This is a genomic window from Gordonia sp. NPDC003376 (assembly GCF_053589235.1).
This window is the reverse complement of sequence record NZ_JBSFRM010000050.1, coordinates 1-5,292: the sequence shown is the minus strand read 5'-3', so window position 1 is coordinate 5,292 and position 5,292 is coordinate 1. Positions and strand designations below refer to the sequence as shown.

Annotated in this window: 4 protein-coding genes and 1 pseudogene; all 5 read right to left on the bottom strand. The window is 68.4% G+C overall.

Annotated features, from left to right (window positions below; translation table 11 throughout):
- Positions 1-555 precede the first annotated feature (555 nt).
- Positions 556-1,545: a GNAT family N-acetyltransferase gene (locus ACWDUA_RS25390; RefSeq protein ID WP_449753800.1), complete on the bottom strand. Its 990-nt coding sequence runs from the start codon at positions 1,543-1,545 to the stop codon at positions 556-558.
- 47 nt (positions 1,546-1,592) lie between these two features.
- Positions 1,593-3,029 (bottom strand): aldehyde dehydrogenase, encoded by a 1,437-nt coding sequence (locus ACWDUA_RS25385; RefSeq protein ID WP_449753799.1) that lies wholly within the window; start codon positions 3,027-3,029, stop codon positions 1,593-1,595.
- A gap of 27 nt (positions 3,030-3,056) precedes the next feature.
- Positions 3,057-4,241, bottom strand: a complete 1,185-nt coding sequence (locus tag ACWDUA_RS25380; protein WP_449753798.1) for a thiolase C-terminal domain-containing protein — start codon at positions 4,239-4,241, stop codon at positions 3,057-3,059.
- The gene (locus ACWDUA_RS25375; RefSeq protein ID WP_449753801.1) at positions 4,238-4,681 is read right to left on the bottom strand and encodes a Zn-ribbon domain-containing OB-fold protein; all 444 of its coding nucleotides are present in this window, start codon (positions 4,679-4,681) and stop codon (positions 4,238-4,240) included. The genes ACWDUA_RS25380 and ACWDUA_RS25375 overlap by 4 nt, the downstream gene beginning before the upstream one ends.
- Positions 4,682-5,113: 432 nt before the next feature.
- A pseudogene (locus ACWDUA_RS25370) lies at positions 5,114-5,292 on the bottom strand (ABC transporter ATP-binding protein); the annotation flags it as partial.

Sequence of the window (5,292 nt, the reverse complement as noted above, 5' to 3'; positions counted from 1 at the left end):
ACGCACGAGCCTTGACCTCGGGATCAATGTTCTTCGGCATGTGCTCATCCTTCCTGACTCAAAAGGAAGCGGCACGAAACCCCGGGGGATTCAACAACCACCACCCGACACACCCAACCGAGATTTCGACACGGGTCCTCGCCCTTCCGGCTCGGTCCCGGCTCAATCACCGCAAAGCACTCGCCAACCTCCAGGTCCGGCCCCGCCTCAACCAGCGAACACCAGAAGACACGTAGCACACGATGGTTGAGCCGACGCGGAGCGCAGCGACACGTCGAGTCGAAACCTCCGCCGGCCAAACACATTACGCAACCAACAAACCGCGACAACCACCACCCGACACACCCAACCGAGATTTCGACACGGGTCCTCGCCCTTCCGGCTCGGTCCCGGCTCAATCACCGCAAAGCACTCGCCCTTCCGGCTCGGTCCCGGCTCAATCACCGCAAAGCACTCGCCCTTCCGGCTCGGTCCCGGCTCAATCACCGCAGGCGCTCGCCCTTCCGGCTCGATCACCCAGCACCGAGGTGGCGGCCTCCAGGCGCACCTCTCGGGCTACCGGGAGGCGGGCGGCGGGTCGGCGTGTCGGCCGACCTGATAGCAGGAGTGGGCGTCCTCCTGCTCGTATCCCAGGATGCGGCACATACGCACGGCCGCAGGGTCATCCGGGTTGATCCGGAGTAGCGACACCTGCGCACCGGCATCACGCTGATTCTCGAGTGCGGCGACCAGTAGCGCGGAACCCAGACCCTTCCCCTGCGCCGACGACGCAAGCACCACCGCATGCACCGACGCCGCCCGCAACTCCTCCGCATGGGGGCGAAGGTCGGTGGAATACCAGACGAATCCGACCGTCGCGCCATCGTCGGACCGCGCCTCGACGACCCGCCCACCTCCGCGTGCCAGATCCGCCCCCAGTCGCTCCTGGTGCGTGGCGGCGACGGCGGCATCGGCGAGGACGTCACCGAAGGTGCGGTCGTCGGGCTCCGGCGCACGGGCTTCTGTGAGGGTGAAACCCTCGGGCAGGTCGACCTTCTCGAGGGGGAAGGCGAACGGACCGGTCAGATGGCGGGCCACCGTCCACTGTCGACTCACCGCGGGCACCCCGAACCGCCGGGTCAGACGTTCCGATGCCGGATGCGTCGCATAGGCCCAGCAGCGCAATGCTTCCGCACCCGTCCCTGCCCAGCCGCCGTCGGCACCGGTGTCGAGTCCCATCTCCTCCACCAGCAGGGTCGTGATCCCGCGCGAACGGTATTCGGGGTGCACCACATACGACACGGTGCCGAGTCCCTTCGCGTTCACCGACAGGTGCAGATAGGCCACCACGACCAGTGGAGCGTCATCGCGCGGACTGAGATCCTTGCGCGCCTCGATCGGCAGGTGGGCCACATGACCGCCATCGCCGTCGCGGTCGCGGACACTCGCCGGATCGATGTGGGAGAACCCCGCCTCCGCGTCGTACGCGGCAGCCGTCTCCACCAGGGCCAGAACCCCGTCGAGGTCCTCGCCGTCCAGCTCGGTTCGCCATTCGTAGGAGATCATCATCGGCTCCTTCTCGTCGCCTCTCCCATAAATCTACATTCAGTAGGTTACTTCGGGGCGAGATAGATCGATTTCGACACCAGGTACGGTTCGAGCCCCTCGGGCCCCAGCTCGCGACCCAGTCCGGACGCCTTCACCCCGCCGAAGGGCGCGGCGAGGTCGAGCGCGTAGTGGTTCACGCCGACCGTCCCGGTCTCGATCCGCGCGGCCACCTCGATCCCCCGGGCCTCGTCCGCGGTCCAGACGGTGCCGCCGAGACCGTAGTCGGAGTTGTTCGCGATCCGGATCGCGTCGTCCTCGTCGTCGTACCCGATGATGGTCAGCACGGGCCCGAAGATCTCTTCCTGAGCGATGCGCGCGGTGGGGTCGACATCGGCGAACACCGTGGGCTCGACGAACCATCCGGTCGACTGCGTCGCCGGGACCCCGCCGCCGGCGGTCACCCGACCCTCCGACCTCCCGGTCTCGACGTAGCCGAGCACGCGATCGCGTTGTGCGGCACTGACGAGCGGTCCGATGGCAGTGGCCGGGTCGAGCGGATCACCGATCGGCAGCGCACGCACGGTCTCGGTGACCGCGTCGACGACCTCGCCGTATCGGCTCCGCGGAGCCAGGATTCGGGTGCTCGCATGACAGGTCTGACCGTTGTTCACCAGCGAGACCTCGAGCAGTTTGGCCGCCAGCACATCGAGGTCGGCGTCGTCGAGCACGAGTGCCGCCGACTTCCCGCCCAGTTCCAGGGTGACCGGCCGCAGCATCCGCCCGCAGATCTCCCCGATCGCACGCCCGGCCGCCGTGGAACCGGTGAACGCGACCTTGTCGACGCCGGGGTGCGCCACCAGGTACGCGCTGACTTCGCGTTCTGCGGGAACGATGTTCAGGACACCGTCGGGTACCCCGGCCGCAGCGGCCGCCTCGGCGAAGACAAAAGCGTCCAGGGAGGTCTCCGGTGACGGCTTGAGCACCACCGTGCAGCCTGCCGCGAGCGCCGGGGCGATCTTCATCGCGGCCAGCGGCTGCGGATAGTTCCACGGGGCGATCGCCGCGATCACGCCGACCGGCTCGGACCGCACCACGGTGCGCGCGCCGAGGAGACCGGGACGGATCTCCTCGACGGCTCGTCGGCGGATCAGATCCGCGTAGTAGGCGAACATCGCCGACGGCCCGATCCCGTTGACCGCCTTCGACAGCGAGATCGGCATCCCGTTCTCCCGGGTGACCAGCTGCGCGGTGTCACGGCCGCGTGCACGCAACTGACCGGCGAACGCCTCGAGCACATCGGCCCGAGCCTCGGCCGACATCGCACCCCACGGTCCGCGCAGCGCCGCGCGGGCGGCGGTGACCGCGGCATCCACATCCGCCTCGCCGGCCAACGCCGTTCGCGCCAGGACCTTCTCGGTCGCCGCCTCGATCACGTCGTACACCGCCGACGATGCCGGCGTGGTCCAACGGCCGTCGATGAACAGGAATGGTCGGTCGAGCATGGTGGTCTCCTCCGAAAGTGCCGGGTATCAGACGGTGTCGGGGCCGCCGAAGAGCACCGAGCTCACCAGCGGCGCCATCGGCCCGCCGATGAACAACGACGTCCTGGCGTGGGGAACCTGGTTGGTCGAGGTCCCGCGGATCTGGCGAACCGCCTCGACCGCGAGGTTCAGGCCGTTGACGAAGGCGTCGGCGAGATTCCCGCCGCTGGTGTTGATCGGCAACTTCCCGTGCGGCGCGGTCAGGTTCTCGACGGTCATCACCGTGCCCGCAGCGGGCCCCGCCGGACACAGTCCGTGGTCGATCAGCGCCGCGACGGCGGGCCCGCTGAAGTTCTCGTAGACCTGGGCCACGTCGACGTCGTCGGGCCCCATGCCTGCCATCGCCCAGAGACGCTCGGCCACACCGGGTTTCCCGTTGTTGGCCGGACCGAATCCGGCCGTCGAGTACTGCGCGTCGTTGTCGATCCGCTCGCAGTAGCCGCCCGGCGCTCCCTGCGCCCCGGCGAGCAGGTATGCCGGGTCGTCACGCAGGTCCTTGGCACGCTCGGCCGACACCAGCACCAAGGCCACCGCGCCGTCACTCTCGCGCGAGCAGTCGTAGAGGTGGAAGGGTTCGGCGATCAGCCGCGAGGCCTCATAGGTCTGCTCGTCGAGGGGCTTGCCGAATCCCTGTGCGGTGGGATTGCTCTGCGCATGGTGATAGGCGGCGAGGACCAGAGACCGCATCGCCTCCCGCGGTACACCGTCGTGCTCGAGCATGCGCTGGGTGCGCATGGCGCAGATCTGCGCGGGTGAACCGACCCCGTGGGCCAGGAAGTGTGGTCCGTAGTGGTACTTGGCATATCCGAGACGTCCGGTGTCGGCCTGCGACATCGCCCGGTACACGACGACACATTCGGCCTGTCCGGTGGCGATGGCGGTGGCCGCGATGGTGATCGCGGACGCGACGCTGCCGCCCCCGCCGCCCCACATCATGGTGGACCACCGCAGTTCGTCGACCATGAGTGCCGCGCCGAGGATCGGGCCGTCGTTGGATCCGCCCGCGTAGGAGACAAAGCCGTCGAGCTCGCGGGGCGAGATCCCGGCGTCCTCGCAGGCCGCCAGGATCGCCGCGATCGTCATCCGCTGCTCACCGAACGGCGATTGACCGCGCCTGTAATGCATCTCGGCGATGCCGACGACGGCCGAAGTCCCCCGGATCGTCGCGCTCATCGACGTGCCTCCGCGACCGCGGCGACCCGACGCCACCGCAGCAGTGGCCATTGCTCGCCGTCGCGCCGTTCGAAGGAACCGACGACCTGCTCGCCGATCCGCGGCGTGTCCTCGGGATCGTCGGTGAGGATGCCCAGGAGGCGCCGACCACCGGCGTGCGGCAGTTCCACCAGAATGCTGATGTAGGGCAGGGTGTCGGCGAGTTCTTCGATGTACGGATACCAGCTGCGGCTCCAGCTGTACACGGTGCCCTCGGGCTGCACGCTCTCCCAGCCGATGTCGAAGCCGTAGCAGGAGGAGCACACCGACTGCGGGCCCCAGATCCAGGTGTGGCACTGCCGGCAACGTTGCAGCCGGAGTTCCCCGGCGAGCAGTCCGTCCCAGTAGGGCTGGTCATGGCCGTCGGCGGCCGGGCCCCACGGGACGACCGTGGTGGACACGCCCTGCACCTCGGGTGCCGCCGGAAAGTTCTCGAGCTCGGCGGCCAGCCAGGTGCCACCGCGGTTCTCCCAGATCGAGCGCAGTCCGATCGCGGAACCGCCGACGTGGTAGATGGCCTCCCCGATCATCCGATCACCCTCCGCGCGGACACCGACGATCCGGTGTGCGGCCACGGCTCCTCGCGGGACGTCGACGCCGGCGAAGATGCGGCGGGTGTCACCGGGGACCATGTCGGCGATCGCCGCCTTCATGTCGCCGGCCACCACATGGCCGACGTGCCGCTCGTAGCGGCGACGGAAATCATCGATCTCACTCATCGGGGTACTCCTGTCCATCGGCGTCACACCGACTGTCATAAACCTTACGTTTTTAGGTTAAGGGCGTCAATGCGAGCCGCCGCCGGCCACCACGACCGGCGACGACCCATCCCATTACCCCAAGGGCTGCAGTGGATCTCGTCTGGTTCCGGAGTGTTCCAGGGACGCCAGGATCGCGCGCTGGGCGTGTTCGGGCATGCTGGGCAACAACTCCAACACCCGCTGCCGATGCCGCCCCACCGCCTTACGCTCGGGCATCCCCGGATTCGGCTGCACCTGCGGAATGATCTCGG

Excerpts from the sequence above, each read along its gene's own strand:
- ACWDUA_RS25390 (WP_449753800.1), bottom strand. The coding sequence starts at position 1,545 with ATGATCTCCTACGAATGGCGAACCGAGCTGGACGGCGAGGACCTCGAC.
- ACWDUA_RS25380 (WP_449753798.1), bottom strand. The coding sequence starts at position 4,241 with ATGAGCGCGACGATCCGGGGGACTTCGGCCGTCGTCGGCATCGCCGAG.
- ACWDUA_RS25385 (WP_449753799.1), bottom strand. The coding sequence starts at position 3,029 with ATGCTCGACCGACCATTCCTGTTCATCGACGGCCGTTGGACCACGCCG.